General features: G+C 67.5%; 26 protein-coding genes. 6 read left to right on the forward strand and 20 right to left on the reverse strand.

Annotated elements, in window-relative coordinates; all coding sequences use genetic code 11:
* Positions 1-3 precede the first annotated feature (3 nt).
* Both HCU76_RS31300 and HCU76_RS31305 read right to left on the reverse strand, forming a co-directional pair.
* Complete coding sequence (locus HCU76_RS31300; protein WP_218511435.1) at positions 4-723, reverse strand: Crp/Fnr family transcriptional regulator; 720 nt, start codon at positions 721-723, stop codon at positions 4-6.
* A gap of 139 nt (positions 724-862) precedes the next feature.
* Positions 863-2158 (reverse strand): acetyl-CoA hydrolase/transferase family protein, encoded by a 1296-nt coding sequence (locus HCU76_RS31305; protein WP_218511436.1) that lies wholly within the window; start codon positions 2156-2158, stop codon positions 863-865.
* 178 nt (positions 2159-2336) lie between these two features.
* On the opposite strand from HCU76_RS31305, the gene HCU76_RS31310 reads away from it, so the two are divergent.
* The gene (locus HCU76_RS31310) at positions 2337-3320 is read left to right on the forward strand and encodes an ABC transporter substrate-binding protein (protein ID WP_213959111.1); all 984 of its coding nucleotides are present in this window, start codon (positions 2337-2339) and stop codon (positions 3318-3320) included.
* Between the two features lie 18 nt (positions 3321-3338).
* Here HCU76_RS31310 and HCU76_RS31315 read toward each other — a convergent pair whose 3' ends face one another.
* On the reverse strand, positions 3339-4385 hold the full coding sequence (locus HCU76_RS31315) for an XdhC family protein (protein WP_218511437.1): 1047 nt from the start codon (positions 4383-4385) through the stop codon (positions 3339-3341).
* A 66-nt stretch (positions 4386-4451) separates the two neighbouring features.
* Between HCU76_RS31315 and msrB the strand changes: the two genes are divergently transcribed.
* Entirely contained in the window at positions 4452-4955 is a 504-nt protein-coding gene (gene msrB / locus HCU76_RS31320; protein WP_218511438.1) for a peptide-methionine (R)-S-oxide reductase MsrB, read from the forward strand.
* Between the two features lie 55 nt (positions 4956-5010).
* Here msrB and HCU76_RS31325 read toward each other — a convergent pair whose 3' ends face one another.
* Together HCU76_RS31325 and HCU76_RS31330 are read right to left on the reverse strand one after the other, a co-directional pair.
* Positions 5011-5349 carry a winged helix-turn-helix domain-containing protein gene (locus HCU76_RS31325; RefSeq protein WP_256354609.1) on the reverse strand — a complete coding sequence of 113 codons (339 nt, stop codon included), beginning with the start codon at positions 5347-5349 and terminating at the stop codon, positions 5011-5013.
* 160 nt (positions 5350-5509) lie between these two features.
* Positions 5510-7402: a sigma-54-dependent Fis family transcriptional regulator gene (locus HCU76_RS31330; RefSeq protein ID WP_218511439.1), complete on the reverse strand. Its 1893-nt coding sequence runs from the start codon at positions 7400-7402 to the stop codon at positions 5510-5512.
* A gap of 225 nt (positions 7403-7627) precedes the next feature.
* Here HCU76_RS31330 and adh point away from each other — a divergent pair, with 225 nt between their 5' ends.
* The 3 genes from adh to HCU76_RS31345 all read left to right on the forward strand — a co-directional run bounded on the left by adh (position 7628) and on the right by HCU76_RS31345 (position 10918).
* Positions 7628-9148: an aldehyde dehydrogenase gene (adh, locus tag HCU76_RS31335; RefSeq protein WP_218511440.1), complete on the forward strand. Its 1521-nt coding sequence runs from the start codon at positions 7628-7630 to the stop codon at positions 9146-9148.
* Positions 9149-9150: 2 nt separating this feature from the next.
* Complete coding sequence (locus tag HCU76_RS31340) at positions 9151-9522, forward strand: DUF779 domain-containing protein (RefSeq protein WP_213959105.1); 372 nt, start codon at positions 9151-9153, stop codon at positions 9520-9522.
* An 82-nt stretch (positions 9523-9604) separates the two neighbouring features.
* The gene (locus HCU76_RS31345; RefSeq protein ID WP_218511441.1) at positions 9605-10918 is read left to right on the forward strand and encodes a DUF2325 domain-containing protein; all 1314 of its coding nucleotides are present in this window, start codon (positions 9605-9607) and stop codon (positions 10916-10918) included.
* Between the two features lie 130 nt (positions 10919-11048).
* Here HCU76_RS31345 and HCU76_RS31350 read toward each other — a convergent pair whose 3' ends face one another.
* The 8 genes from HCU76_RS31350 to HCU76_RS31385 form a co-directional block, all read right to left on the reverse strand.
* A complete protein-coding gene (locus HCU76_RS31350; RefSeq protein WP_213959103.1) occupies positions 11049-11258 on the reverse strand; it encodes a molybdopterin-binding protein in 210 nt (69 codons plus the stop codon).
* A 54-nt stretch (positions 11259-11312) separates the two neighbouring features.
* Positions 11313-12308: a molybdopterin-binding oxidoreductase gene (locus tag HCU76_RS31355; RefSeq protein ID WP_218511442.1), complete on the reverse strand. Its 996-nt coding sequence runs from the start codon at positions 12306-12308 to the stop codon at positions 11313-11315.
* Positions 12309-12324: 16 nt separating this feature from the next.
* Positions 12325-13158 (reverse strand): extracellular solute-binding protein, encoded by an 834-nt coding sequence (locus HCU76_RS31360; protein ID WP_218511443.1) that lies wholly within the window; start codon positions 13156-13158, stop codon positions 12325-12327.
* Positions 13159-13244: 86 nt separating this feature from the next.
* Entirely contained in the window at positions 13245-14999 is a 1755-nt protein-coding gene (locus HCU76_RS31365) for an IlvD/Edd family dehydratase (RefSeq protein ID WP_218511444.1), read from the reverse strand.
* Positions 15000-15151: 152 nt separating this feature from the next.
* On the reverse strand, positions 15152-15718 hold the full coding sequence (locus HCU76_RS31370) for a M23 family metallopeptidase (protein ID WP_256354610.1): 567 nt from the start codon (positions 15716-15718) through the stop codon (positions 15152-15154).
* 10 nt (positions 15719-15728) lie between these two features.
* The gene (locus tag HCU76_RS31375) at positions 15729-16763 is read right to left on the reverse strand and encodes a L,D-transpeptidase family protein (protein ID WP_218511446.1); all 1035 of its coding nucleotides are present in this window, start codon (positions 16761-16763) and stop codon (positions 15729-15731) included.
* A 117-nt stretch (positions 16764-16880) separates the two neighbouring features.
* Entirely contained in the window at positions 16881-17900 is a 1020-nt protein-coding gene (locus HCU76_RS31380) for a PHB depolymerase family esterase (protein ID WP_218511447.1), read from the reverse strand.
* 8 nt (positions 17901-17908) lie between these two features.
* On the reverse strand, positions 17909-18121 hold the full coding sequence (locus HCU76_RS31385) for a hypothetical protein (protein ID WP_213959094.1): 213 nt from the start codon (positions 18119-18121) through the stop codon (positions 17909-17911).
* Positions 18122-18353: 232 nt separating this feature from the next.
* Here HCU76_RS31385 and HCU76_RS31390 point away from each other — a divergent pair, with 232 nt between their 5' ends.
* Positions 18354-20786 carry a PAS domain-containing sensor histidine kinase gene (locus tag HCU76_RS31390; RefSeq protein WP_218511448.1) on the forward strand — a complete coding sequence of 811 codons (2433 nt, stop codon included), beginning with the start codon at positions 18354-18356 and terminating at the stop codon, positions 20784-20786.
* 11 nt (positions 20787-20797) lie between these two features.
* Here HCU76_RS31390 and HCU76_RS31395 read toward each other — a convergent pair whose 3' ends face one another.
* The 7 genes from HCU76_RS31395 to ssuE all read right to left on the reverse strand — a co-directional run bounded on the left by HCU76_RS31395 (position 20798) and on the right by ssuE (position 26079).
* Positions 20798-21178 (reverse strand): hypothetical protein, encoded by a 381-nt coding sequence (locus HCU76_RS31395; RefSeq protein ID WP_213959092.1) that lies wholly within the window; start codon positions 21176-21178, stop codon positions 20798-20800.
* Positions 21179-21329: 151 nt separating this feature from the next.
* Entirely contained in the window at positions 21330-21545 is a 216-nt protein-coding gene (locus tag HCU76_RS31400) for a molybdopterin-binding protein (protein WP_213959091.1), read from the reverse strand.
* A 31-nt stretch (positions 21546-21576) separates the two neighbouring features.
* Positions 21577-22389, reverse strand: a complete 813-nt coding sequence (locus HCU76_RS31405) for an ATP-binding cassette domain-containing protein (protein WP_213959090.1) — start codon at positions 22387-22389, stop codon at positions 21577-21579.
* 10 nt (positions 22390-22399) lie between these two features.
* Entirely contained in the window at positions 22400-23239 is an 840-nt protein-coding gene (ssuC, locus tag HCU76_RS31410) for an aliphatic sulfonate ABC transporter permease SsuC (RefSeq protein ID WP_218511449.1), read from the reverse strand.
* A gap of 14 nt (positions 23240-23253) precedes the next feature.
* Entirely contained in the window at positions 23254-24423 is a 1170-nt protein-coding gene (gene ssuD / locus HCU76_RS31415; RefSeq protein WP_213959088.1) for an FMNH2-dependent alkanesulfonate monooxygenase, read from the reverse strand.
* Complete coding sequence (locus HCU76_RS31420; protein WP_218511450.1) at positions 24420-25379, reverse strand: sulfonate ABC transporter substrate-binding protein; 960 nt, start codon at positions 25377-25379, stop codon at positions 24420-24422. The genes ssuD and HCU76_RS31420 overlap by 4 nt, the downstream gene beginning before the upstream one ends.
* Positions 25380-25494: 115 nt before the next feature.
* On the reverse strand, positions 25495-26079 hold the full coding sequence (gene ssuE, locus HCU76_RS31425) for an NADPH-dependent FMN reductase (RefSeq protein WP_213959086.1): 585 nt from the start codon (positions 26077-26079) through the stop codon (positions 25495-25497).
* Positions 26080-26161: the final 82 nt, after the last annotated feature.

A 26161-nucleotide genomic window follows, 5' to 3' on the forward strand; every position in this document is an offset into this window, starting at 1 on the left:
TCATCAGATCGCGGTGGTCGCCGGCAGCAGCCGGTCGTACTCCGACTTGACCACCGCATAGCACTCGCAGGTGCGCCGCTCCAGGCCCTCGCGGTCCAGCACCGTGATGTGGCCGCGCGCATAGCGGATCAGGCCCGCATGCTGGAGCTTGAGCGCGCCCTCCGTCACGCCCTCGCGCCGCACGCCGAGCATGTTGGCAATCAGCTCCTGCGTCATCACCAGTTCACTTCCCTGCAGGCGATCGAGGCTCAACAGCAACCAGCGGCACAGTTGCTGGTCCAGCGAATGGTGCCGGTTGCACACCGCCGTCTGCGCCATCTGGGTGATCAGCGCCTGCGTGTAGCGCAGCAGCAGATGCAGCACCGCACCGGCGCGGTTGAACTCCTCCTTCATGAGTTCCGCCTTGAGCCGGAAGCCCCGTCCTGCACTCTGCACCACCGCGCGGCTCGGCGTCGACTCGCCGCCCATGAAGAGCGAGATGCCCACGATGCCTTCATTGCCCACCACCGCGATCTCGGCCGAGGCGCCGTTCTCCATCACGTACAGCAAGGACACGATGGCAGTCGTCGGAAAGTACACGTGGCTCAGCGTCCGGCCCGATTCGTAGAGCACCTGCCCGAGCGGCAGGTCGATCGCTTCGAGGTCAGGCAGCCAACGCTTCCGCTCCGCATCAGGCAATGCGGCCAGCAGGCGATTGAGGAGAGGATCGGGGGACTTGGGCATGGCGCAACTCCGCAACAAGGCAGGCACTGGACTCCAGTCGGGGCTTGCGCCCCCACGCCGCCCTCGATTCAGGCCAGTATAGGCATCTCATGCCCTCGTTGGTGCGGTACCGGACAGTCCCCCCACGCCCGGCAGCGGATCAGAGGATGCGCAGCGACCGCGCCTGTTCCGTCAGCTCGCCCCTGAAGACCGGATGCGCAATGCCGATGAGTTCCTGCGCCCGCTGCTTCGCGGACTTTCCGCGCAACTGGGCCACGCCGTATTCGGTGACCACGTAGCTGATGTCGTTCTTGCTGGTGCTGACGTGCGTGCCCGGCGAAAGCACCGGGACGATGCGCGAAATGGTGTCGCTCTTTGCTGTCGAAGGCAGCACGATGAAGGACTTGCCGCCGCGCGAACGATTGGCCGCACGAACGAAGTCGGACTGCCCGCCCGTGCCCGAATAGGGCGACAGCCCCAGGCTCTCGGAGCCGCACTGCCCCAGCAGGTCGATCTGCAAGGTTGCGTTGATGGAGACCAGGTTGTCGTTCAGCCCGGCCAGCGCCGGATCGTTGGTGAAGTTCACCGGATGCATCTCCAGCGCCGGGTTGCGGTGCATGTAGCGGTAGAGCTTGCCGGAGCCGAGCGCGAAAGTCGCGATCGACTTCCCCGGCAGGTAGTTCTTGCGCTTGTTGGTGACGGCCCCGCTTTCCACCAGCGAGAGGATGCCGTCGCCGATCATCTCGGTGTGGATGCCGAGGTCGTGCTTGTGCGTCAACTGCATGACCACCGCGTCAGGAATCCCGCCGTAGCCGATCTGCAGCGTCGATCCATCGTCGATCAGGTCGGCGACGTACTTGCCGATCGCCTGCTGCACCGGGCCGATGACCGGCAAGCCGACCTCCAGCACCGGATCGCTGCTCTCCACCAGCGCCGCGACCTTCGAGACGTGCACGCGGCAGTCGCCGAAGGCGACGGGGACGTTCGGGTTGACCTCCAGTACCACCGCCCGCGCCCGGGCCACGCCGGCCATGGTGTAGTCGGCGCCCAGGCTCAGCGAGAAAAAGCCGTCCTCGTCCATCGGCGAGGCCATGCTGAACACCACGTCGGCCGGGATCTGCCCGCGCTCGATCATGCGCGGAATCTCGGAAAAGTAGTTGGGGATGAAATCGATCCAGCCGGCCTGCCCACCGGCACGCGTCGCGCCACCGTAGAAGAAGGCCACGTGCCGCACATGCTGCGTGGTCTCCGGGTCGATATAGGCGTACTTGCGGACGGCCAGGATCTGGGCGACCTTCACGTCGCGGAAGTCGAGGCGCTGCTCCGACAGCGCAGTGAGCAATGCCGGCGGCTCGCCGACGCCCGTGGGCACGATGATGAAATCGCCATCGCGCACCTGTCGCACGGCCTCTGCGGCGGAAGTCCGCTTTTCCTGGTACTGCGCCTCGAACGACATGCGGTTTGCTCCTTGTGGACCGTTGCGGACATTGCTGCGGGCATTGCCGGCGGCAAGCGTCGAATATAGGGCGGCTTCCGCCACTCTCGCAGTCGTGCTTCCACGGGGTTTGATTTGGCGCAAAGGCCTGCATCGGCCCATACTCGCCCACTCCATGTCGGAGAGCGGGAACAGCGGCGTGAACAAGCTCCGAAGAATCCTCCTGACGCTTGCCATCGGGGCCGCCTGCGCCCCCTGCGCCGCCCTCGCGCAAGGGCAGGCATCGAAGCCGCGGCGCATCGGCTACCTGGACACCGCTTCGGCCAGCACCTCCAGCAACCGGCTGGACCGGCTGCGCGCGGGCCTGCGCGACCTCGGCCAGGTGGAAGGCAGGGACATCGTCATCGATGCGCACTGGGCCGAGAGCGCCTACGAGCGCCTTCCCGGGCTCACCGCTTCACTGCTGGCGCAGAAGCCGGACCTCATCGTGGCCGCGGGGCCGGCCGCCATCCTGACCATGCGCAAGGCCACCAGCACCGTGCCCATCGTCTTCGCGGCAAGTGGCGATCCGCTCGTGTTCGGCTTCGTCCGGAGCCTGTCGCGGCCCGGCGGCAACGTGACCGGGGTGTCCAGCGTCGGCGCCGACCTCAGCGGCAAGTACCTGGAGTTCCTGCGCGAGGCGATACCCAGCCTCTCGACGGTTGCCGTGCTGATGAACCCGGGGCATCCCGGCCACCCCGACTACCTCCGGAGCATCCAGGCGGCCACCCCGGCGTCGGTGCGGGTGCTCCCGCTGCGAGCGGCGGACGCCGGCCAGATCGAGGCGGCCTTCGACGCGGTCAGGCAAGCTCGCGCGCAGGCCGTGATCGTGCTCGGCGACGGGCTGTTCTTTTCGCAGGCGCGCCGCATTGCCGAACTGGCGATCCAGCAACGCCTGCCCACGCTGTTCTCGTCGAGGGAGCCCGTGCAGGTCGGCGGGCTGATGAGCTACGGCCCGAACCTGGCCGAGCAGTTCTACCGGGCCGCGAGCTATGTCGACAAGATCCTGCGTGGCGCGCATCCCGCGGATTTGCCGGTGGAGCAGCCGACGACCTTCGAACTGGTCATCAACCTCCAGACCGCCAAGACGATCGGGTTGACGCTGCGGCAGGCGCTGCTGCTGCGTGCCGACGTGCTGCTGTGAATCGCCGGGCCGCCGCCGTCAATGCGTCTTGCGCAGCACCGCCACCATCTCCGCCACGATCGACGCGGCGATCTCTGCCGGCCCGATCGCGCCGATGTCCAGGCCCGCCGGGCCATGGATCCTGGCGCCTTGATCGGCCGGCACGCCGGCCTGCTCCAGCCGCGCCAGCCGCGCCGCATGCGACTTGCGGCTGCCCAGCGCGCCGATGTAGAAGACATGGCTGCGCACGGCTTCGATGAGCGCCGGGTCGTCGATCTCCGGCGCATGCGCCAGCACCACCACCGCGCAGCGGCTGTCCAGGCGCAGCGACCGCATCGTCGCGCCCACGTCGCCCACCAGCATGTTCGCGCCGGAGAACTCCGGCCCCACGGCATGGGCGCGCGGCTCGATGATGGTCACCTCGAAGCCGATCAGTTGCGCCGCGTCGCGCAAGGCCCGGGCCGTCCGCACCGCCCCCACCACGAACAGCCGCAAGGGCGCGTTGAACACCTGGAACAGCACCTCGTCCCCTTCCACCAGCGCTATCGCGGTGTCGTCCATGCGCGCACGCTTGTGGGCCTCGCTCGCCCATGCGCCCGACGCGGGACCATCCGACGAGATCAGCAAGCGGCGACCGTCGGACAGCCCGGTGCACAGCACCACGCTGCGGCCGCTGCGCATCGCATCGAGCGCCTCGCGCAACACCTCGACCTGGCCGCCCTGCCCACCGTGCCTGTTGCCATCGATGCATTCCAGCCGGATCTCCAGTCCGCCGCCGCAGGCCATGCCGGCGGCCGAGGCGGTGGCGTCGTCGACCGACACCTTCACCATCGTGTCCTTGCCCTCGGCCAGCACGCCCAGCGCGGCCGACACCACCAGCGTGTCGACGCTGGCGCCGAACAGCGTGCCGAAGTGCGTGCCGTTCTCGTGCACGGCCAGCTGCGTGCCGGCGCGCCGCGGGGCGGTGGACCATGCCTTGACCACCGTGGCCAGCACCACGCCGGCGCCGGCGTCCTTCCATTTCAGGACCTGTTCCAGCACCGCCGCCGCCAGGTCGCGGGCCTTTTCACCATGGATGTCCGTCATGCCGATTCCTTTGCAGCTACAAGGTTGTTCCGGAGCGCGGACCATGCCACCTCAGGAGACTCTCGTATGTACCACCGCAGGCAATTCCTGAACACCCTCGCGGCATCTTCGCTGGCCGCGTTGCCGGGCTTGATGCTCAGCGCAACGGCGAGGGCCGCCAAGACGACTTTCGAGCTGACGCTGAGCGACGCCGAATGGAAGAAACGCCTGTCGCCGCAGCAGTACGCGGTGCTGCGCCAGGCCGATACGGAAACGCCCTTCACCAGCCCGCTGAACAAGGAGCATCGCGCCGGCGTGTTCTCCTGCGCGGGTTGCCAGTTGCCGCTGTTCTCGTCCGCCACCAAGTTCGACAGCGGCACCGGCTGGCCCAGCTTCTGGAAACCGCTCGACGACGCTGTCATCAAGGCCACCGACACCACCTTCGGCATGACCCGCGACGAGGTGCTGTGCCGGCGCTGCGGCGGGCACCTGGGGCATGTGTTCGACGACGGGCCGAAGCCGACCGGGTTGCGCTACTGCATGAACGGGCTGGCGCTGGTTTTCACGCCGGGGGCCGCGCCGGCGGCTTGAATGCCGGCCATCCCGGTCTTGGTGGCCAGCGACGCGAGGCCAGCGATCGCGCACGTCATTCCAGCGATGTCACCGCCGCCAACAGACCCGTCAACGCGCGAATCTCCGCCTTGCAGGCCTCGGCCGCGGTCGTCTCGATGTTGCGGTAGTGCTCGATCAGCCGGCAGCCCACGTCAGTGACGACGCTGCCGCCGCCATGCTCGCCGCCCTTGCCGGATTCGACTGCCGGCTTTTTCAGGGCGCTGTTGAGCTCGTTGATGAGGAGCCAGGCGCGCCGGTACGACATGTCGATGGCCTTGGCGCCCGCCGTGAGCGAGCCGGTCTCGAGGATCGCCTCGAGCAACTGGATCTTGCCGGGGCCGATCGCGATGGTGTCGCCGGTCGTGATACGCATGCGGAAGCGCACCTTGGGTCTGGCCTCCGTCGAATTCGCAGGACTGGCGGTCTTCCGGGGTTTGGCGGCGGCGGGCGCGGATTTCGCAGGGGCTCTGGGCATTTCGACGGCATCGTGGGAGTTGTTCGGCCGCAGGTTACCGCGACCTTGCCGCCCGAGCCTAGAGGGGAAATCTGCGCAAGTGCCTGTACAGGGTGCTGCGGTGCAAGCCCAGGCTGCTGGCAGCCCGCGCGACATTGCCGCCGGCCGCCTCCAGCGCAGCATGGATCGCCCTCGCCTCCACATCCGACAACTGCAGCACCTGGCGCACCGGGTCCGCCACCGCTGGCTCGAACGGCGCAGCGCCGGTCGACAGGCCTGCCTCCCGATTCGAAGGCACGCTGCCAACCCCGAGCACCGACCCCGGCTCGGCCAGCGCAATCATGATCCGCAGCACCGACACCAGTTCGCGGATGTTGCCTGGCCACGGCTGCCGTGCCAGGGCGTCGGCCGCGTCGTCCTGCAAGCGCAGCTTCGCCGCCTTCCCACCCAGCTCGTCGAACAGGCGGCGGATCAGCAGCGACTTGTCCGTGCGCTCGCGAAGGCTCGGAAGGCGCAGCGCATAGCCGTTGATGCGGTACATGAGGTCGGCACGGAACGCGCCCGTCGCGCTGAGGGCCGGCAGGTCGCAATGGGTGGCGCAGACGAGCTGGAACTCCACCTGCACCGGCCGCCCGGCGCCCAACGGCGTCACGACCCGGTCCTCCAGCACACGCAGCAGGCGCGTCTGCAGCATGAGCGGCATGTCGCCGATCTCGTCCAGCATGAGCGTGCCGCCATGGGCCTCGCGGATGCGGCCGGCGGCGCCCTGGCGACGCGCTCCGGTAAAGGCGCCCTCCTCGTAGCCGAACAGCTCGGCCTCGATCAGCGTCTCGGGCAAGGCCGCGCAATTGACGACGACCATGGGCCCGCCGCGCCTGCGGCTGGCCGCGTGCAGGCGCCGCGCGAACACCTCCTTGCCGACGCCGGTCTCGCCGGTGACCAGCACCGGCACGCCGGCATCCAGCACCTTCACGGCGGCCCCCAATGCGGCACTCACTGCGTCGTCGTCAGCAATGTCGCGGCGTGCCGGCTCATGGGGCCCATGCGCTGCGCTGCCGGCGCCGGCCAGCGCCACGCTGCGGTGTGCCAGCGCATGCTGCCGGCTCATCACGATGCGCGCGCCACCCGGCAGGTTCACGCTCTCTGCATGGCCGCCAGCGGCCGGCCAGGCGCTGCCCAGCAGGCGCTCGACCGGCTGGTCCAGCACCGACTTCCATTCATGCCCGAGCAGGGCCAGCGCGACGCGATTGGCCGCGACTACCTGGCCGTCCACCACGCACAGCAAGCCTTCGCGCGCGCTGCCGATCAACGCCACGTTCGCGTGCAGCCGAATGATGTCGCCCCTGGATCGGGACAGCATCATGCGGTGCTCGATCTGCTGCGAGGCCATGCGCACGAGCCCCAGCGTGTGCCCGTCGATGCGAACGGCATCGCCCGATATGTCGAGCACGCCAGCGATCTCGCCGCGGCCATTGAAGATCGGCGCCGCCGCGCAACCAAGTCCGCCGTTGCCCGCCAGGAAATGCTCGCCACCCAGCACGGCCAGCGGATGGCGCTCCACCAGAACCGTGCCGATCGCATTCGTGCCGCATTGCCGCTCCGACCATTCGACGCCCGGCAGCAACGCCACGCGCTGCGCCTTCGGCAGGAACTCCGGGCTGCCGATCTCGTCGAGGATCACACCGCTGGCATCCGTCACGATGACCACGCAACCCTGCCCGATCGCATGCTCCGCCAGCGCATCGAGTTCCGGCTGTGCGCTTTCGATCAGCAGCCGCGAGGATTCGCGACGCTCGCGCAATTGCGCACTGCTCATCGGCGCCGGCCCCGCGTTCCAGACGCCCGCGCCGCGCGAGCGCGCCCACGAGCGCGAGATGTGCGGCGCGACCCAGTCGGTGGGCGCCAAACCCTGGTTGAAGAAGAGTTCGCGGGCGTGTTGCGTCCTGCGGATCGCTCCTGCGGCTTCCAGCATCGGTTGTCTCCGTTTGCGCGGCTGTCGCGCGTCGCGACATATTCGCATGGATATGTCGCAAGCGTGTGTCGCAGTTTGCGACAGCCCGCGTCGCGCAAGGGTCGACTGCCCGCCGTGCGCAGGGAAGCAACGCCCGGGATAGTCCCTAGAAGAAGCGGTACAGCCATTGCATTGCGTCCAGGGTCGCGACCTGCGACGCTCACAACCATCAGTTTGGAGAGAAACATGGACATGTTGGAACCCGGCAAGTTCGGCACCGAAGTGCCGTTCAAGAAGCGCTACGACAACTTCATCGGCGGCAAGTGGGTGGCCCCCGCCGGCGGCCAGTACTTCGAGAACGTGACGCCGATCACCGGCAAGGTCTTCTGCGAGATCGCGCGCTCCACGGCCGAAGACGTGGACCGCGCGCTCGATGCCGCGCATGCCGCCAAGAACGCATGGGGCCGCACCTCGCCGACCGAGCGCGCGAACATCCTCATGAAGATCGCCCAGCGCATGGAAGAAAACCTGCCCATGCTGGCGATGGCCGAGACCTGGGACAACGGCAAGCCGATCCGAGAAACGACGCTGGCCGACATGCCGCTGGCGGTCGACCACTTCCGCTATTTCGCCTCCTGCATCCGCGCACAGGAAGGCGGCATCAGCGAGATCGACAGCCAGACCTATGCGTACCACTTCCATGAGCCTCTGGGCGTCGTGGGCCAGATCATTCCGTGGAACTTTCCGATCCTCATGGCGGTGTGGAAACTCGCGCCTGCGCTCGCTGCGGGCAACTGCGTCGTGCTGAAGCCGGCGGAGCAGACTCCCGCTTCGATCCTCGTGCTGATGGAATTGATCGGCGACCTGCTGCCGCCGGGCGTCATCAACGTGGTGAACGGCTTCGGGCTCGAGGCCGGCAAGCCGCTGGCGTCCAGCAACCGCATCGCGAAGATCGCCTTCACGGGCGAGACGACCACCGGCCGACTGATCATGCAATACGCCAGCCAGAACATCATCCCGGTCACGCTGGAACTCGGCGGCAAGTCGCCCAACATCTTCTTCGAAGACGTGATGGCGAAGGACGACGGCTTCCTCGACAAGGCGCTGGAAGGCTTCACGATGTTCGCGCTGAACCAGGGCGAGGTCTGCACCTGCCCCTCGCGCGCGCTGGTCCACGAATCGATCTACGACCGCTTCATGGAAAAGGCGATCAAGCGCGTCGAGGCCATCAAGCAGGGCAGCCCGCTGGAGATGAGCACCATGATCGGCGCGCAGGCGTCCAACGAGCAGCTCGAGAAGATCCTGTCGTACCTCGACATTGGCAAGCAGGAAGGCGCCAAGGCGCTGACCGGCGGCGAGCGCAACAAGCTCGAAGGCGAACTGGAAGGCGGCTACTACGTGAAGCCGACCGTGTTCCAGGGCCACAACAAGATGCGCATCTTCCAGGAAGAGATCTTCGGCCCGGTGGTGTCGGTGACCACCTTCAAGGATGAGGACGAAGCGCTGGCCATTGCCAACGACACGCTCTACGGCCTGGGCGCCGGCGTCTGGAGCCGCGACTCGAACCGCGCCTTCCGCATGGGCCGAGGCATCCAGGCCGGCCGCGTCTGGACCAACTGCTACCACCACTACCCGGCGCACGCGGCCTTCGGCGGCTACAAGGCGTCCGGCATCGGCCGCGAGAACCACAAGATGATGCTGGACCACTACCAGCAGACCAAGAACCTGCTGGTGAGCTATTCCGAGCAGCCGATGGGGTTCTTCTGACCATGGATCTGCGCCGCGTCACCTGCACGCCAGCGGCCGAGGCGCTCATCGACGTGGTCCGTGCCAAGCACGGGCCCGTCATGTTCCACCAGTCGGGGGGCTGCTGCGACGGCAGCGCGCCGATGTGCTATCCGCAGGGCGAGTTCATCATCGGCGACCATGACAAGATGCTCGGCGTGATCCACGGCGCGCCCTTCTACATCAGCGGGCCACAGTTCGAATACTGGCAGCACACGCAGCTGATCATCGACGTGGTGACGGGGCGCGGCGGCATGTTTTCGCTGGAGGGGCCGGAGGGGCTTCGCTTCCTCACGCGCTCGCGGCTCTTCACGGACGAGGAGTGGCAGCAACTCGAATCGGCCGAGTTATCGTAATATCCGGCAAAACATATCGCGCAGGCTCCACCCAGTGGCAAGCTTGCGCGATTCTTCCGTGTATCGATGGAGCGTCCGATCCATGTCCGCACCCTTCGCGCTGAACCTGTCGCGTTCTTCCGGCTTCGCGACCGGACCTGTTCCCAATGTCTACCGCCAGGTCGCCTGCTGCGAGGATGACGCGGCCGAGATCGATGCCGAGAGCAGGGGACGCTCGCGCGTGCAACAGCTCAACCCGCACGTGCATTGCTCGGTCATCGGCACCTGCCTGAGCACGGCGGAACTGCGCAAGATCGTCGCGAAGCACGGCCACATCGATGCGGCCCGTGCGTCGGATGTCGAGATCCATCACGAAGGCGTCTCGATCGCCAGCCAGACGGCCGGCGGCAAGGCCTTGTCGAAAGCGCTGGACAAGCGCCATGAGGCCGTCATCCGCAGCTTCGAGAAAGCCAAGGACGCCGATGCGCTGGAAGCGCTCTGGCAGCAGGCCCTGCAGGGTGGCGCCATCGCCGGCGCCTACTGGGCGCTGATGTCGCACCGCCATGTCACGGCCGAATTGCGGCAGCGCGCCTTCGGCGACGTGCACATGCTGTCGCACCTCGTCGGCGCCGCCAACCGGGCCGACATCCGCCGACTGGCCACGCTGGAGCAGGAATGCGCGGATTGGCGCGAGCAGTCCGAACGACTGCAGGCGCGCATCGCCGAATTGCTACAGGAGAACCAGCAACTGAGGCTCGATGTCGAGGGGCTGAAGATGGAGAGCAGCGTGGCCCGCGTCCGGCCGGCGGAGCCACCGGGTGACGTCGAGTCGCTGCAGCGCGAACTCTCCGTGGAACGGCAGTTCAGCGCATTGCAAATGCAGCGATGCGACACAGCGGAACAGCAGCAGGCCGCCAGTGCGGCCAGCGAGGAGCGGCTGCGGGCCGAACTCGAAGGCGCAAGGCGCCACATCGACATGCTGGGCCGCGAACTGCATGGCGCGGAGGCGCACCTGCAGGCGCTCGCCGCACCGGAACACGACACGTCGGAGAGCCTGCGACTGGCGATCCAGGGACGCAGGGTCCTCTATGTCGGCGGTCGGCCCAGTTCGACGCCGGCCATCCGCAAGCTGGTGACCGATTCAGGCGGCGAATTCGTCCATCACGACGGCGGCCTGGAAGACCGCAAGGGCCTGCTCGCGAGCGCCCTGGCCGGCGCGCACCTGGTTGCTTTTCCGGTGGACTGCGTCGATCACGACTCGGTGGGCAACCTGAAGCGGCTCTGCACACGGCACGAGGTGCCGTTCCTGCCGCTGCGCACGGCCAGCGTGACCTGCTTCGCCGCCGCGCTGCTCGCCCATGCGGAAGAACAAGAGCCAGCCAGGCCCACCTTCCGGATGTGTCTCCGGCATGGATGAGGCTTCAAAAGGTGTGAAGATTTCGTAGCGAGGGCGCCGAGGTCGGGTTGAGGAGCGGAACCGCACTCTCGTGCGGTGAGCACCGCAGACCCGAGATCGGCGTCCGCAGTAGAAAGATTCACGCCTTTTGTCAGTCGGTGCCGATCATCACGCTGGACGCCTTGATGACCCCGTAGGCCTTGCCGCCTTCGACCAGGTTCATGCCTTCGGCCGAGGTGGAGGTGATGGTGGAGACGATCTGGACGCCTTCGGCGATCTCGAGCGTGACCTCCGTGGTGACCGGACCCTTGACGATCTTGATGATCTTGCCGGTGAGGACGTTGCGTGCACTGATTTTCATGGGAGCCTTCTAGTCAAGCAGTTGATTTGGAACGCAAATGTAAACGCATATGTTTCAATTGGCAGCGCTGCCGGCCACGAACACCTCCACCGCAATCAGGTTCGAGACCAGGCGCCCCTGCTTCACCTCGCCCGGAATGACGAGCCGCGCGACGCCGTTCGCGCCCAGGCCTGCGCCGTTGACGTCATAGGCGATCAAGGCGCCCTTGGCGCCGAATCCGGGGTCGATTTCGCCCAGGGACACGGCCGCGCGGTAGCCGTCGCTGCCGGTCGCGACGGCGTACGCCGACAAGGTCGGGTTCTTGACCGATGCCGGCAGCTTGAGCCCCACCGTGTTCAGCAGGGCCCACAGGCTGACGCCGGTATAGGTGCTGCTGCCGATCGTCTGGCTGGACTTTGGCAGGGCCTGCAGCGCGGCCAGGTCGAAGCTTGCCGGCGCGGTCACGGCGCCCGAGACCCTGAAAGAAGGCGATACGCCGCCTCCAGTGCCCGGCACGGTGGCGGCCGATGCGAAGACGTCGAGCCTGGTGAGGTTGGAGACATAGCGCCCGCCCTTCACATCGCCCGGCGCGGTCACGCGAACCGGCCCGTCGCTGGAATTCAGCGGCCCATTGAGGCCAGACACCGTCTCCAGGTACGCCAGGATGCTCGGCTTGTTGCCGAAATCCGGGCTGAGTTCACCGAGCGTGAAGATCACCTGGTAGCCGTCGCTTCCCGTGGCCAGCGCGTAGCGGCTCAGGACGTCGTTCTTGCGCGAGGCGTCGTTCTGGATGCCCGCGTCGCCGAGGATCGACCACAGGCTGGCGCCGGTGTAGGTGTGTGTCTGCGGCGTGGTGCCGCTGTTGAAGGTCACCGTCTGCGTCACCGCCGGCTTGGCCGCCAGCGTAGCCAGGCTCACGCCCGACGGATGGTCGACGGCGCCGCCGACCTGCACCACCGGCGTGACGAGCGCCGCCGCATTGGACGAGTCGCCACCGCCTCCGCCGCATGCGCTCAACAGCGCCGCAGCGCAGGCTCCGGCACAAGCAATCCACTTCTTGGAACCATGCATGTCTTGTTCTCCCTTTTCAACGACCTTGTGGCAGGCCGATTGCCTTGTACCCATTGCGCGCGAGGATCGCTTGCCCTTCCGGCGACAGGATGCGCAGCGCGAGCAGCATCGCCTCCGGCTTTGCGCCCTTGACGACCGCCAGGCCGTATTGCGGGCCCACCTGGAGCTCCGGCGCAAACGGCACCATCGCGACTTCCTTGCTCAGCTTCGCGTAGCGCTCTCGGCCCGAGCAATAGACGACCGCCAGGTCGACCCTGCCGTCGTTCAAGGCATCGAGGTAGTAGTCGCCGCTGGGCGAAGGCGGCGCGCCGGGCGGGTTGTCGAGCACCACCGCCCTGCCCTGCAGCGCGGCCTCCGCGCCAGGCTTGAGCCGGCCCGCGGCGGTGAACAGTTCGACCGTGTAGTCACCCAGCGGATCGACCTTTGGCGGCGAGACACCGACCTTCACGCCCGCCTTCAGCAGCGCGTCCAGCGCCCCGGCACTGTCGATGCGGCCAGCGCGCGCGGGTGCCAGAAGGCACAGCGTGTTCTGCGCGAACAAGGCCATCACGCTGGCCCGGCCATCCTGCACCAGCTTGCGCGCATGGCCGAGGTCGGCGGAGGTGAACACGTCGACCTTTTCCCCGGCCTCGATGCGTTCGCGCATGCGGCCCGATGCGCCGAACTGGGTGGTCACCGGGATCTTCTCGCTGGCGGTGAAAGCCGCTGCCACCTCGGTCATGGCTTCGCGCAAGGAGCCTGCGCCGTAAAGCACCAGGCCGTCTTGCGCCCATGCAGGTGACGCGCACCCGAACACCGCCAGAAGCGCAGGAAGAAAAGGCAAGACCAACCGCCGGGAAGCGATGCGCATGAATGAATGTCTCCGGAACTTTGCTTCGACGGAACGCCGAGCGTTGTATTCCGCAAATCATATCGCGGCGCTTGCGGCCGCGCGCGTCAACCTTCGCGCGGCGCCTTGCCCACCATCTTCGCGGCACGCAGGAAGTCGAAGTCCACGCCCCTGTCGGCCTGCATCACCGATTGCAGGAACAGCTTGCGGTAGCCCCGCTCGGCCGTCGGCTCGACCACCGGCGACGCCTCGGCGCGGCGCGCCAGCTCCTCGTCCGACACCAGCAACGCGATCTCGCGCCTGGCCACGCTCAGGCGGATGCGGTCGCCGTTGCGCACATGGGCCAGCGGCCCGCCGATGGCGGACTCCGGCGTCACGTGCAGCACGATGGTGCCGAAGGCCGTGCCGCTCATGCGTCCGTCGGAGATGCGCACGATGTCCTTCACGCCCGCCCGCGCCAGCTTGCGCGGGATCGGGATGTAGCCGGCCTCCGGCATGCCCGGCGCGCCCTTGGGGCCGATGTTCTTCAGCACCAGCATGTCCTGCGCCGTCACGTCGAGGTCGTCGCGGTCGATGCGCGTCACCAGGTCCTCGATGTTCTCGAACACCACGGCGCGGCCCTCGTGCTCCATGAGCCGGGGGTCGGCGGCGGACTGCTTGATGATCGCGCCGCCCGGCGCCAGGTTGCCGCGCAGCACCGCGATACCGCCCTGCGGATAGATCGGGTTGGCGGCCGGGCGGATCACGTCCTGCCTGAATCCCGGCCCGGCCCGCTCGATCTCCTCGCCGAGGGTGCGGCCGGTCACCGTCAGGGCGTCCAGCTTCAACAGCGGCTTGAGTTCGCGCAGCAGCGTCGCCATGCCGCCCGCCGCGTGGAAGTCCTCCATGTAGTGCTGGCCTGACGGCTTCAGGTCGAGCAATACGGGTGTGTCGCGGCCCATGCGGTCGAGCGCGGCCAGGTCGATCTCCAGGCCCATGCGGCCGGCGATGGCCGTAAGGTGGACGATGCCGTTGGTCGAGCCGCCGATCGCCAGCAGCACGCGCATCGCGTTCTCGAAGGCCGCCGGCGTCAGCACCTTGTCGATGGTCAGGCGCTCGCGCGCCATTTGCACGGCCTGCGCGCCGGTTTGCTCGGCGATGCGGATGCGGTCGGCTGTCACTGCCGGCGGCGATGCGCCGCCCGGCATGGTCATGCCCAGCGCCTCGGCAATGCAGGCCATGGTGCTGGCCGTGCCCATCACGGAGCAGGTGCCGACGCTCGCGACAAGCTGGTTGTTGACGTCGATGGTCTCCTCCACATCGATCTCGTCGGCGCGGTAGCGGGCCCAGTAGCGCCGGCAGTCGGTGCAGGCGCCCACGCGTTCGCCGCGATGGCTGCCGGTCAGCATCGAGCCGGTGATGAGCTGGATCGACGGAATGCCGGCCGAGGCAGCGCCCATCAGCTGCGCGGGCACGGTCTTGTCGCAACCGCCGATCAGCACCACCGCATCCATCGGCTGGGCGCGCACCAGTTCCTCGGTGTCCATCGACATGAGGTTGCGCAGGAACATGCTGGTCGGCGCAGCAAAGCTCTCGTGGACGGAGATGGTCGGGAAGTCCATCGGCAAGCCGCCCGCGAGCATCACGCCCCGCTTCACCGCCTCGATGAGCTGCGGCGCATTGCCATGGCACGGGTTGTAGGCGCTGCCGGTGTTGGTGATGCCGATGACGGGCCGGTCCAGAGCGGCATCGGTGAAGCCCGCGCCCTTGATGAAGGCCTTGCGCAGGAACAGCGAGAAGCCCTGGTCGCCATAGCTGGTCAGGCCCTTGCGCATGCCGGAGTTGTCGGGCGGGTCGGTCGGTTCGAAAGGGGATTTGGGCATCGTGGTCCTTCGGGTGTTGTTGTGCGTTCCACCTCATTTGACACGCGATCAAAGGAGCGGCCGTACGCGCGATTCTGTCGGGATCGGGCCTCCGACGCCACGCAGTCCCACGGCGCTGGCAATCCGCTAAAGATGCTTGCGAACCCGCCGCACTAACGCGCCTGCCGCAGCGCCTGGTAAGGATTCAGCGCCTCCCCCTTCCACCACTGCTTCTGCGGCCCCAGCAGGAACACGGCGAAGTGAAGATGGGGCGCATCCGGCGGCGCGTTGCCGGTCGTGCCCACGTAGCCGATGAGATCGCCACGCCGCAAGGGCTTGCCTTCCTGCAGCCCGTCGGCGTAGCGGTCCAGGTGCGCGTAGTAGTAGGCCAGCCTTCCGCTGGGGTCGAACTGGTAGACCGTGAGGCCCCCGGCCTTGCTGGTGAACAACTTCACCAGCGGCCCGTCGTCCACGGCGACGACGCGGGTGCCGCGCGGCGCCGGGATATCAAGCGCCTCATGTCGGTGGCCGGGACGGCCGTCGCCGAAGGTGTCTCTCAACTTGTCCGCGTCGATCCCCTCGACCGGAAAGCGCAATGGATGCGCGGACAGCAGCGCAAGCGCATCGGTGGATGGCGACGCCGGCGCCGTCATGGCCGGGGGTGGGGGCGCGGCGACCTGCGCCAGCGCCCCCGCCGACATCACGCACCACAATGCAGCCACCCATCCAACGCGCGGCATCACATCCTTCTCATGCCCTGACCTCGACCGCGAAGCCGGCCTTGGCGAGCCGGGCGACGCGCGCCGCATCCCAGTTGGTCAGGTGGATGCAGCCGTTCGTTTCCTCGTGTCCCACCCGCTCTGGCGCTGGCGTGCCGTGGATGCCCCAATGTGGCTTCGACAGACCCATCCAGACGTTGCCGACCGGGTTGTTGGGCCCGGCAGCCACGTCGACCTTCTTCGCATCCGCGGGCGCATTCTTGAGGATGGAAGGGTCGTAGGTGAAGGTCGGGTTCTCGACCTCGTTGGTGATCTTCATCTTGCCGAGCGGTAGCGGATCCAGCGGCCCGCCGATGCTGATCGGGAAGCCAGCCAGCGGTCTTCCGTCGCGGTCCAGCACGAAGAGCATGTGCTCGCCCTTGTCGATCTCGATCGAGCGTGCCGCCTTGACGATGCCGGCATCCGCCGCGCCGGTGACGTTGGCCGCGATGACTTCATCGCCCGCCTGGAAGCGCGCGCCCCGATTGAGCTCGACCAGGGAACGCGGCGACATGTGATGCTTCTCCGCGAGCGCCTCCTGCAGGTTCTCGTAGTCCAGCGACTTCAGTTTTGCGCGCTCGGACATGTCCTGGGGTATGGACGTGAATGGACCTGCCGCGTCGTTCGCGGTGATGGCGTAGGTCGCGAACGGCGGCGCAGCGTCCGCGTTCAGGGCGGCCCATGTGGGTCCATCGATCTTGCCGCTGACGGCGAGCCCGCTGGACTTCTGGTAGGCCGCCACCACACGCCGCATGTTGGCGCCGAAGCCGCCATCGATCTCGCCCGGCGAGAACCATGCGCGATCCAGCAGGATCTGCGCGCGCATGACCGCGGCGCCGCGCGCGCCTTGGGCCAGCGTGGGCGTGTCGTGGGCAGCGTTGAGCTTGTCGATGGTCACCGTGTCATCGACGACGTCCTGCTTCTTCGTGCCAGCGGGCGGCCGGTGCGCAGCGAGCGCCACCCAGGGCGAGGCGCCAAAGGCAAGGCCAGTGACAGTCATCAGGAAAGTTCGGCGTGCTGAGGTCATTTGGGACTCGGTCAAGTGGGGACGCGCCATCCTTCGTCCCGACCGTGCCGGTGCCTGTAGTCGCAGGCAGACAAAGCGCCTCGGCACAACGCGCGTCCACCGCGCGCCTCCTCTTCCTCACTGCCGGAACTGCTTCGACGCAAAGGTCCACGCCATGCGCGAGGCATCCGGCCCCTTGTCGTCGCTGAAGAACTCCTTGGCGGCGCCACCGCTCCATGCGTGGCCCAGCCGCGCGATCTCCACCAGGGTGGCGATGGTGCTGCCCTTGCGCTTGTAGTCGGTCACGGTCGCCGGATAGCGGCTGCCTCGCTGCACGCTGCGGGTGGCCGTGGCACGCGCGCCGGCAGCCGAGGCCCAGGCCTGCACCGCTGCGTGGCCGTTGTTTGGCGAAACCACACGGTCCAGCCCGCCATGAATCACCATGAGCGGCGGCCAGGAGGTCACCACCGCCAACGGCCGGGCCGCCAGCGACTTGGTATGCCGCAGTCCGTGCATCGCGCCCACCGCCGACATCGTCGAGTGCGCGGTGCCGGGCGGAATGCCGGAATGCATGACGACCGCCTTGAACCGGTCCGGATGCCTGCTGACCAGCAGCGCGGCCATGCTGGCGCCCGCCGACAGGCCGACCGCCGCCACGCGCGCGCGGTCGCCTCCGTAGAGCAGGGTCACCTGGTCGATGGCGCTCATGATGAGCGCGGCCTCCCCGTACGCGCGGCCGCCCGTGGTGTCGTACCAGTTCCAGCAGCCCTGCGGATTGGAGACGCGGTCCTGCTCCGGGTAGAGCACCATGAAGCGCTCGCGCGCCGCGATGACGTTCATGCGGGTGCTGTTGGCAAAGGTCCTGGCGTCCTGGCTGCAGCCGTGCAGCATGACCATCAAGGGCAGGCGCTCGCCCACCTTGACGCCGGGCGGGCGGAACAGCCGGTAGCGGCGCATGCCGGTCGCGCCCATCGCCACGCCCTGCAGCCATTGGCCCGCGCCCGCCGGCGGCTTGCGCTTCTTGATCGTCTGCTTCACCGTCTGCTTGACCACCGACGCCATGGCCGACTGGCCCACGCGCATGCCCTGCCGGGTCATCGACGCGATGCTGCGCTGGAAGATCGCACCCCATGACGGGGCCTTGTATCGCCTTGCCATGCCCGCGTTCAGCGACGCGACTTCCTCTTCGTCGTGGCCGGTTTCGCCGGCGACTTGCCGCTCCAGAAGTCGAGCACCTGTCGCGCGACTTCCGCCTGCGCCGTCGCCACGTTGCGCTTGGCCGCCGCGGTGGCCTGGCCCCTCGCAGATCCGGCCGTTCGATTCGCGGCGCTGAGCCACATGCTCATGAACGGATTCTTCGTCGTCCAGGGATTGCGCATTGGATGTCTTTCTAGGGCCGGGATGGCCGAAGCACGCAGCATGAAATCCCGCCGCGGCCGCACAGGCGATGTTTAAGCGCGACACCGTGTCGGCTCGTTCTTACGCCATAGGTTTTCATGTCCGCCGCCCAATTGAAATTGATCGTATCGGTGTGCGTTTTGGCCGCCTGGAATCGCGCGGCGCGGTGCTACAACCCACAGTGCATGCCGCCTCCCTAGCCCTCCGATCACCATGAAACCCCACTGCACGACGCATCCGTTTCTCACCGGCGGCGGGGACGCAGCGCGATTGATCGCGGAATTCGACTGGGGGCGCACCAGCGCGGGGTCGATCGGCACCTGGTCGCAGACGCTCAAGGCGTCGGTATCGATGATGCTGCAGTCGTCCGTGCCCATCGCCCTGCTCTGGGGAACGGAGGGCGTGATGATCTACAACGACGGCTATGCCGTCTTCGCGGCCGCACGGCACCCGCAATTGCTCGGCATGAATGTGCGCGACGGTTGGCCGGAGGTGTTCGACTTCGCCGATAACCTCATGAAGGTCTGCCTGGCGGGCGGCACGCTCAGCTACCGTGACCAGGAGCTGACGCTCAACCGGACGGGCTGCGCCGAGCAGGTATGGATGAACCTCGATTACTCGCCGCTGCGCGACGAGTTCGGCCAGCCGGCGGGCGTGATGGCCATCGTGCTCGAGACCACGGCCAAGGTGCGCGCCGAGCAAGCGGTGCGCGTGCGCGACGCACGCTTCCAGACCGTCGCCGAGGCCATGCCCAATCACGTCTGGGCCGCCCCGCCCGATGGATCGGTCGACTGGTTCAATCACAACGTCTCGACCTACACCGGCCTGCCGTTGCAGCAGCTTGTTTGCGAGGGGTGGGCGAACATCGTGCATCCCGAGGATCTCGCCGATGTCACCCAGCGATGGCAAAGCGCGCTGGCCGAGGGCAGTGCCTACGAGGCAGAAGCCCGGCTGCGCCGGGCCGATGGGGCCTACCGCTGGCACATCGCGCGCGCCGTACCCCTGCACGACGAGGCCGGCGCGATCATCCACTGGGTCGGCACCAACACCGACATCGAGGACCAGAAGGCCGCTGCGCTGGTGCTGGCCAACATGAACCAGATGCTCGAGGAGCAGGTGGCCGAGCGCACCGCGGACCGCGACCGCATGTGGCGCCTGTCGATGGACGTCATGGTGGTCGCCGACTTCGATGCGCGGATCCTTTCCGTGAACCCGGCGTGGACGCGGCTGCTCGGATGGTCGCAGACCGAACTCGTCGGCCACAACTTCCTCGACCTCGTGCATCCCGATGACCGCAGCGCCACGCTGGCGGAACTCGCCCGGCTGGCCGACGGCGCCGCGACCTTCCGCTTCGAGAACCGTTACCGCCGCAAGGACGGCAGCTACTGCCCGTTCATGTGGACCGCCGTGCCGGACGAGCGCTTCATCCACGCCGTGGCCCGCGACATGACCACAGACCACGAGGCCGCGGAAGCCCTCAAGCGCACCCAGGCCGCGCTGTACCAGTCGCAGAAGATGGAGAGCGTCGGCCAGCTCACCGGCGGCGTGGCGCACGATTTCAACAACCTGCTGCAGGTGATCTCGGGCAACCTGCAGTTGCTCTTGCGCACCGTGGGCGCCGAAGGTTCCGCCGCGCGGTATGTGACGAATGCGATCGCCGCCACGCAGCGCGGCGCGCGGCTGTCGAACCAGTTGCTCGCGTTCGCGCGGCGCCAGCCGCTGGACCCGAAGGTGGTGAATGTCGGCCGCGTGATCGCGGGCATGGAGGACATGCTGCGCAGCACGATCGGCGATGCGATCGAGATCAGGACGGTGGTCTCCGGCGGGCTATGGAACAGCTTCGTGGACGCGGCCCAGGTCGAGAACGCACTGCTCAACCTGGCGCTCAACGCGCGCGATGCCATGGAGGGCTCGGGGCGTCTCACCATCGAAGTCGGCAATGCCTCGCTCGACAAACGCTACACGCGCGACTACCCGGACGTGGTCGCGGGGCAGTTCGTGCTGCTGGCGGTGACCGACACCGGCAGCGGCATGACACCGGAGATCGCCGCCAGGGTGTTCGAGCCCTTCTTCTCGACCAAGGCCGAGGGCAAGGGCACGGGCCTGGGACTGTCGATGGTCTACGGCTTCGTGCGGCAATCGGGCGGCCACGTGAAGCTCTACAGCGAGCCGGGGCATGGCACGACCGTCAAGATCTACCTGCCGCGCGCCGCCGGGGACGTGTCGACGGTGGCAGAGGAGGTGGACGTACTCGATGGTGGCAGCGAGACCGTGCTGGTGGCGGAGGATGATGACGCAGTGCGCGCCACGGTCGTCGAGTTGCTTGGTCACCTGGGCTACGAAGTGCTGGAGGCGCGCGACGCGGCTGCGGCGCTGGCCATCCTTAAGAACGGTGCGCAGGTCGACCTGTTGTTCACCGACGTGGTCATGCCGGGCAAGCTGCGCGGCCCCGAACTCGCACGCAAGGCCCGACAGTTGCAACCCGGGATCGCCGTGCTCTTCACATCGGGGTACACGCAGAACGCCATCGTGCACGGCGGGCGGCTGGACAGCGGGGTGGAACTGCTTGGCAAGCCCTATACGCACGATGCGCTGGCGAAACGGATTCGGCGCGTCCTCGCGGACAAGGCGCGCCGACTGCGCTGAGTGCGCAAGGGTCAATATCTGCGCGGACGCATCGCGACCAGCAGGGCCATCAGCGCGGCGCCGCCCGCCATTGCATAGCCCACCGAGCGCATGGGCTCATCGGCGATGTACCGGGCGCTCCTGGACTTCAGGTCGATCGCACGGCCCTTGAGTTCATTCAGCTTGTCACCGGCGGCAGTCGCCGCGTTCTTCGCGTAGACCCGTCCGGTGGCCGCGGCATCCGACGCGATGTCCCCGGCGTCACTCGCAGCAACCCTGGCGACGTTGGCGGCATGCTGTCCCGTGGTCCGGGCTTCGGCCGCGACATTCCATGCGGCAATCTTGGCGTCATGGCTGGCGCGGCGGGCGTCCTCGACCAATTCAGCCGGCGTCTTCGTTTGCAATTCATCCATCTGGCAACTCCTTGTACTTCGGAACGGCAACATGCCGTATCGATGAAAGGAGTCTTGGGACCATAACGTATCCGCCATGTGGGCACAGGGGCGCAACCCGCGTAGGTCCAGTCTCGCAAGCGAGCGGGCGAGCTACGCGAGCGCGAGCTTGCTAAAGCTTCGCGATCGACACTTCGGTCGACTTCACCAGAGCGACCACGTCGGAGCCGGGCCGCAGTTGCAGCTCGTCGACCGAGCGGGTGGTGATGACCGAGGTGACCACGCCCCAGGCGGTCTCGACATCGACTTCGGAGACAACGTCGCCGCGGATGATTTCCTTCACCTTGCCCTTGAACTGGTTGCGAACGTTGATGGCCTGGATGGACATGAGATGACTCCTGTGGGTTGAAAAAGAAACTTCAGAGCGCCCAGCGCAGGGCGTGGGCGGGACCGTCGGCCCAGTGCGGGTCGTTGCGGGCGGGTTCGGCGTCGGGCTTCTGCAGCACACGGTCGAGGATGCGTTTCTCGATCGCGGCAAAGGCCGGGTCGCCCTGCGAGCGCGGGCGGGCCAGCGCGATGTTCTCGTCGAGCGCGATGCGGCCGTCCTCGATGAGGATCACGCGGTCGGCCAGCGCCACGGCTTCCTGCACGTCGTGCGTCACCAGCAGCGCGGTGAAGCGATGGCGCAGCCACAGGTCCTCGATGAGGCGGTGCATCTCGATGCGGGTCAACGCATCCAGCGCACCCAGCGGTTCGTCCAGCAGCAACAGCCGCGGGCGGTGCACCAGCGCGCGCGCCAGCGACACGCGTTGCCGCTGCCCGCCCGACAGGCGCGCCGGCCATTCGTTCTCGCGGTCGGCCAGTCCGACCTGCGCCAGCACTTCCTTGCCGCGCCCCCTGGCCTGCGCCGGCAGGCCCAGCGTGACGTTGTCGAGCACGCGCCGCCAAGGCAGCAGCCGCGCCTCCTGGAACATGATCCGCGTGTCGTCGTGCAGCCCGTCGATGGCCTTTCCATCCGTGTAGAGCGCGCCCTCGCTGGCCGCTTCCAGGCCGGCCACAAGCCGCAGCAAGGTGCTCTTGCCGCACCCGCTGCGCCCCACGATGGCGACGAACTGCCCCGGCTCGACGACAAGCCGCGTGTTGCGCAGGACCTCGCGCTGGCCGTAGCGCTTGTGAAGGCCGCGCGCTTCCAGCTTGACGCCGCCTTCGTTGGAAATCGTTTGATCGGTCATTGAGCTTCTTTCAGGTGGTCTTCTTTTGATAGCCCGGGTGCCAACGCAGCCACCATTGCTCCAGGCCGCGGGCGAACAGATCCGCCAGCTTCCCCAGCAACGCGTACAGCAGGATCCCCACCAGCACAATGTCCGTCTGCAGGAACTCCCGCGCATTCATCGTCAGGTAGCCGATGCCGGCCTGCGCCGAGATGGTCTCGGCCACGATCAGGATCACCCACATGAGCCCGAGCGAGAAGCGCAGGCCCACCAGGATCGACGACAGCGCACCCGGCAGGATCACCTCGCGATAGAGCTGCCACCGGCTGAGGCCGTAGGTGCGCCCCATCTCGATCAACTGCGGGTCGACATTGCGAATCCCGTGGAAGGTGTTCAGGTAGATCGGAAAGAACACCGACACGCTGATGAGGAACAGCTTGGCCGACTCGTCGATGCCGAACCACAGGATCACCAGCGGGATCAGCGCCAGCGCCGGGATGTTGCGCACCATCTGGATGGTCGAGTCGAGCAGCGTCTCGAAGAACTTCACCGAGCCGGTCAGCAGGCCCAGTGCGAGCCCGAGTCCACCGCCGATGGCCAGCCCCGCGAGCGCCCTGCCCGCACTCACTTTCACATGCGTCCACAGCTCGCCCGACAGCGCCAGCGTCCACGCGGCCTTCACCACGTCGATGGGGGCCGGCAGCACGCGCGTCGACAGCCAGCCCAGCGAAGAGGCGATCTGCCACACGACGACCAGCGTGATGGGCACCAGCCACGGCACCAGCCGCGTTCCCACGCCCAGCGCAAAGGCCTTGGCGGCGCCGGATGGAGGTGAGGAATCGACGGGCAAGGTTTGCACTTGTTCAGTCATGAATGCTTTTGCTTTCAGCTCTGCGAATGAAGGCGCGACGGCGCATCGAGATTGGCCACCACCTCGCCGAACGGTCCGCCCAGCGGCCCGCCACGCAACTGCTGCCTGACGCGCTTCGACAGCAGCGGGAACACCAGTTCGGCGAACCGGTAGGCTTCCTCCAGGTGCGGATAGCCCGAGAGGATGAAGTTGTCGAGCCCGAGCGCCGCGTATTCCTCGATGCGCGCGGCCACCGTCTTCGCATCGCCGACCAGCGCCGTGCCCGCCCCACCGCGCACCAGCCCCACGCCGGCCCACAGGTTGGGCGACACCTCCAGGTCGGCGCGCGAGCGCTTCTTGCCCCCGGCATGCAGCGCGGCCATGCGGCGCTGCCCTTCGGAATCCATGCGCGCGAAGGCGGCTTGCGCGCGGATCACGGTGTCGTCGTCGACGCGGCTGATCAGCTCTTCGGCGGCGCGCCATGCGGCGTCCTCGGTCTCGCGCACGATCACGTGGAGGCGGATGCCGAATTGCACCGTGCGTCCCCGGCGCGCGGCACGCGCCCGCACATCAGCCACCTTCTTCGCGACCTCGGCCGGCGGCTCGCCCCAGGTCAGGTAGGTGTCGACCTGCTCGGCCGCCAGCTCATGCGCCGCCTCCGAGGAACCGCCGAAATATACCGGCGGATACGGCGCCTGTACCGGCGGATAAAGCAGCTTCGCGCCCTTCACGCTCAGGTGCTTGCCCTCGTAGTCGAAGGCCTGGCCGTCGTGACTGCGCGCCAGGATCTCGCGCCAGATGCGGATGAACTCGGCCGACTGCTCGTAGCGCGCCGCATGGTCGAGGAACACGCCATCGCCTTCGAGCTCGGCCTGGTCGCCGCCGGTGACCAGGTTCACCAGCAAGCGGCCGCCGGAGAGCCGGTCGAAGGTCGCGGCCATGCGCGCGGCCAGGCCCGGCTGATGAAGTCCGGGCCGCACCGCCACCAGGAACTTGAGCTTGCGCGTGGCGCCGATCAAGCTGGACGCGATCACCCATGGGTCTTCGCAGGAGCGGCCTGTCGGTATCAGCACGCCCTCGTAGCCGAGCTGGTCGGCGGCACCGGCGATCTGCTGCAGGTAAGGCAGGTCGACCTGCCGCGCGCCTTCGGTGCTGCCGAGATAGCGGCTGTCGCCATGGGTGGGGAGGAACCAGAAAATGTTCATGCAATGCCCGCCCCGGCGGCCTCGAGCAGGTTGATCTTCTTCGGGATCAGCTTCAGTTCGAAGAAGGTGTCGGCGATCTGCTGTTGCTCGGCCAGGATGGCCTTGGTGATCGGCGCGGTGCCATAGGCCGCTCGCGCGACCGACACATCGACCACCGGCTTCGGCAAGCCCCACAGCGTGGACAGTTCCTGCGCGTAGGCGCTCTTGTTGGCCACGGCCCACTGGTCGAGCTTGTCGATCTCCTCGACCACCAGCTTGAGCACGTCGGCGTTCTTCGCGACATAAGGCAGAGACGAGAAGTAGTAGCCCCGATTGCCGACCACGCCCTTGCCATCTGCCAGGATGCGCGCGCCCAGCGTGAGTTCGGCGGAGGCCAGGAACGGGTCCCAGATCACCCACGCGTCGATCGAGCCCTTCTCGAAGGCAGCGCGTGCATCGGGCGGCGCCAGGAAGACGAAGTTGAGGTCGCTGTATTTCAAGCCCGCCTGCTCCGCCAGCCTGACGATGAAGTAATGGACGTTCGAGCCCTTGTTGAGCGCGACTTTCTTGCCTTTCAGGTCGGCCACGGTCTTGATCGGCGAGTCCTTGTGCACCAGCACCGCCTCGGCGCCCGGCCGCGGCACGGTCGCGGCCACATAGGCCAGCGGCGCGCCGGCGGCCTGCGCAAAGATCGGCGGTGCCTCGCCCACATCGCCAAAGTCGATCGAGCCGACGTTGAGCGCCTCGAGCTGCACCGGCCCGGCATTGAACTCGGTCCAGGTCACGCCCACGCCGAGCGGTGCGAGCCGCTTCTCCAGCGTGCCACGGCCCTTGAGCACGGTGAGCGCGCCTTTCTGGTTGCCCACACGCAGCGTGCGCGACGGGCTTTGCGCCAGCGCCGCGAACGACGGCAGCGCGATGGCGGTGGCCGCGCCCTGCAACAGGCGGCGACGCTGGATCGAATGAGAAGAGGTCATGATGGATTCCTTCAGGCAAGCCTTGTCCCGCGCCGCGAATGAGCGGCCAAAAAAGATCGGGACGATGAACGGGGTATAGGTTGCCGCGCCTTGGCGCCAAGGCGCGGCGGAAGCTTCAAACGCTACATCGCACCCGGGAGAAATGCACCGGCTCGAAGCCCCGCATCGGCGGCAGCTTCAGCCCTTCGGCGGCCAGCACCTCGGCCGCTTCGTCGAGCCGGTGCGCCAGGTCGTCGTGCACCCGGAATTCGCCTTGCGGCGTGGCGGTGATCTGCGCATCGGTCGCGTAGATGCCCGGCAGGATGTGCCGCGCCGCCAGGGCCTGCAGCACCGGCCGCAGTGCGTAGTCGAGTGCCAGCATGTGGTGCGCGCTGCCGCCAGTCGCCAGCGGCAGCACCGTCTTGCCCTTCAACGCGCCTTGCGAGAGCAGGTCCAGGAACACCTTCAGCACGCCGCTGTAGGCCGCCTTGTAGACCGGCGTGGCCACCACGACCACGCGGGCCTGCGCCACTTGGGCAATGGCATGCGCAATGTCGGGATGCTCCCACTCGGCCCGCAACAGCGCCTGCGCCGGAAGCTCGCGCACAGTGACGCGCTCGATGCGCGCGCCGCGCCCGTGGAGCCGGCTGCCCACCGATTCGAGCAAGGCGGTGGAACGGGACGGCGACGAAGGACTACCGGCAATCAGGAGGACGGTCACGGGAAGCTACTTTTTTGAAGGGTGAGTTCGCCCCGGGCGCCTGCTGCACAGGCGCTCTTGCGGATCGGGGCGACGCGGGAAA

The organism is Variovorax sp. dw_308 (assembly GCF_019207085.1).
Classification (GTDB): Bacteria; Pseudomonadota; Gammaproteobacteria; order Burkholderiales; family Burkholderiaceae_C; genus Variovorax.

Coding starts and splice junctions, on each gene's coding strand:
- HCU76_RS31300 (WP_218511435.1), bottom strand. CDS start 723: ATGCCCAAGTCCCCCGATCCTCTCCTCAATCGCCTGCTGGCCGCATTG.
- HCU76_RS31305 (WP_218511436.1), bottom strand. CDS start 2,158: ATGTCGTTCGAGGCGCAGTACCAGGAAAAGCGGACTTCCGCCGCAGAG.
- HCU76_RS31315 (WP_218511437.1), bottom strand. CDS start 4,385: ATGACGGACATCCATGGTGAAAAGGCCCGCGACCTGGCGGCGGCGGTG.
- msrB (WP_218511438.1), top strand. CDS start 4,452: ATGTACCACCGCAGGCAATTCCTGAACACCCTCGCGGCATCTTCGCTG.
- HCU76_RS31325 (WP_256354609.1), bottom strand. CDS start 5,349: ATGCGTATCACGACCGGCGACACCATCGCGATCGGCCCCGGCAAGATC.
- HCU76_RS31330 (WP_218511439.1), bottom strand. CDS start 7,402: ATGCTGGAAGCCGCAGGAGCGATCCGCAGGACGCAACACGCCCGCGAA.
- adh (WP_218511440.1), top strand. CDS start 7,628: ATGGACATGTTGGAACCCGGCAAGTTCGGCACCGAAGTGCCGTTCAAG.
- HCU76_RS31340 (WP_213959105.1), top strand. CDS start 9,151: ATGGATCTGCGCCGCGTCACCTGCACGCCAGCGGCCGAGGCGCTCATC.
- HCU76_RS31345 (WP_218511441.1), top strand. CDS start 9,605: ATGTCCGCACCCTTCGCGCTGAACCTGTCGCGTTCTTCCGGCTTCGCG.
- HCU76_RS31350 (WP_213959103.1), bottom strand. CDS start 11,258: ATGAAAATCAGTGCACGCAACGTCCTCACCGGCAAGATCATCAAGATC.
- HCU76_RS31355 (WP_218511442.1), bottom strand. CDS start 12,308: ATGCATGGTTCCAAGAAGTGGATTGCTTGTGCCGGAGCCTGCGCTGCG.
- HCU76_RS31360 (WP_218511443.1), bottom strand. CDS start 13,158: ATGCGCATCGCTTCCCGGCGGTTGGTCTTGCCTTTTCTTCCTGCGCTT.
- HCU76_RS31365 (WP_218511444.1), bottom strand. CDS start 14,999: ATGCCCAAATCCCCTTTCGAACCGACCGACCCGCCCGACAACTCCGGC.
- HCU76_RS31370 (WP_256354610.1), bottom strand. CDS start 15,718: ATGCCGCGCGTTGGATGGGTGGCTGCATTGTGGTGCGTGATGTCGGCG.
- HCU76_RS31375 (WP_218511446.1), bottom strand. CDS start 16,763: ATGACCTCAGCACGCCGAACTTTCCTGATGACTGTCACTGGCCTTGCC.
- HCU76_RS31380 (WP_218511447.1), bottom strand. CDS start 17,900: ATGGCAAGGCGATACAAGGCCCCGTCATGGGGTGCGATCTTCCAGCGC.
- HCU76_RS31385 (WP_213959094.1), bottom strand. CDS start 18,121: ATGCGCAATCCCTGGACGACGAAGAATCCGTTCATGAGCATGTGGCTC.
- HCU76_RS31390 (WP_218511448.1), top strand. CDS start 18,354: ATGAAACCCCACTGCACGACGCATCCGTTTCTCACCGGCGGCGGGGAC.
- HCU76_RS31395 (WP_213959092.1), bottom strand. CDS start 21,178: ATGGATGAATTGCAAACGAAGACGCCGGCTGAATTGGTCGAGGACGCC.
- HCU76_RS31400 (WP_213959091.1), bottom strand. CDS start 21,545: ATGTCCATCCAGGCCATCAACGTTCGCAACCAGTTCAAGGGCAAGGTG.
- HCU76_RS31405 (WP_213959090.1), bottom strand. CDS start 22,389: ATGACCGATCAAACGATTTCCAACGAAGGCGGCGTCAAGCTGGAAGCG.
- ssuC (WP_218511449.1), bottom strand. CDS start 23,239: ATGACTGAACAAGTGCAAACCTTGCCCGTCGATTCCTCACCTCCATCC.
- ssuD (WP_213959088.1), bottom strand. CDS start 24,423: ATGAACATTTTCTGGTTCCTCCCCACCCATGGCGACAGCCGCTATCTC.
- HCU76_RS31420 (WP_218511450.1), bottom strand. CDS start 25,379: ATGACCTCTTCTCATTCGATCCAGCGTCGCCGCCTGTTGCAGGGCGCG.